Source organism: Geodermatophilus pulveris (assembly GCF_900188375.1).
GTDB lineage: Bacteria > Actinomycetota > Actinomycetes > Mycobacteriales > Geodermatophilaceae > Geodermatophilus > Geodermatophilus pulveris.
Map to the genome: position 1 here is coordinate 1 of NZ_FZOO01000026.1, position 1,080 is coordinate 1,080.

1 protein-coding gene is annotated in these 1,080 nt (G+C 74.2%); it reads right to left on the reverse strand.

Annotated features, from left to right (window positions below; all coding sequences use genetic code 11):
* A partial coding sequence (locus CHB98_RS20905; RefSeq protein WP_089307537.1) for an S-(hydroxymethyl)mycothiol dehydrogenase occupies positions 1–1,080 on the reverse strand: 1,080 nt, incomplete at its 5' end.

The window sequence follows — 1,080 nt, forward strand, 5'->3', positions numbered from 1 at the left end:
TCAGAGGACGACCACGCTGCGCAGCACCTCGCCGCGGTGCATCTTGTCGAACGCGGTCTCCACGTCGTGGATGCCGATGGTCTCGCTGACGAACTCCTCCAGCGGGAAGCGGCCCTGCCGGTAGAGGTCGACCAGCATCGGGAAGTCCCGGGAGGGCAGGCAGTCGCCGTACCAGGAGGACCGGACCGTCCCGCCGCGGCCGAACACCTCCAGCAGCGGCAGGGTGATGGTCATGTCGGGGGTGGGGACGCCGACCAGCACCACCCGCCCGGCCAGGTCGCGGGAGTAGAAGGCCTGCTCGAAGACCACCGGGTGCCCGACGGCGTCGATGGCGACGTCCACGCCGAACCCGCCGGTGTGCGCCCGGATGGCCTCGACCGGATCGGTGGTGCCGGAGTTGACGGTGTGGGTGGCGCCGAACCGCCGGGCCCACTGCAGCTTGCGGTCCTCGACGTCGACGGCGATGACGGTGCTCGCCCCGGCCAGCCGCGCGCCGGCGATGGCGGCGTCGCCGACGCCGCCGCAGCCGAAGACGGCGACGGACTCCCCGCGGCGCACGCCGCCGGTGTTGATCGCCGCGCCGACGCCGGCCATCACCCCGCAGCCGAGCAGCCCGGCGGCGGTGGCCGGTGCGGCCGGGTCGACCTTGGTGCACTGGCCGGCGTGCACCAGCGTCTTGTCCGCGAACGCGCCGATGCCCAGCGCGGGGGACAGCTCGGTGCCGTCGGCCAGGGTCATCTTCTGCGCGGCGTTGTGCGTGGCGAAGCAGTACTGCGGCTCGCCCCTGGCGCAGGCGCGGCACCGGCCGCACACCGCCCGCCAGTTGAGGACGACGAAGTCGCCGGCGGCCACGTCGGTGACGCCCTCGCCGACGGCGGCCACCGTGCCCGCGGCCTCGTGGCCGAGCAGGAAGGGGAACTCGTCGCTGATGCCGCCCTCGCGGTAGTGCAGATCGGTGTGGCACACCCCGCACGCCGCGACGTCGACGACCGCCTCGCCCGGGCCGGGGTCCGGCACGGTGATCGTCTCGACGGTGACCGGTGCACCCTTGCCGCGGGCGACGACGCCCCTCACCTGGTG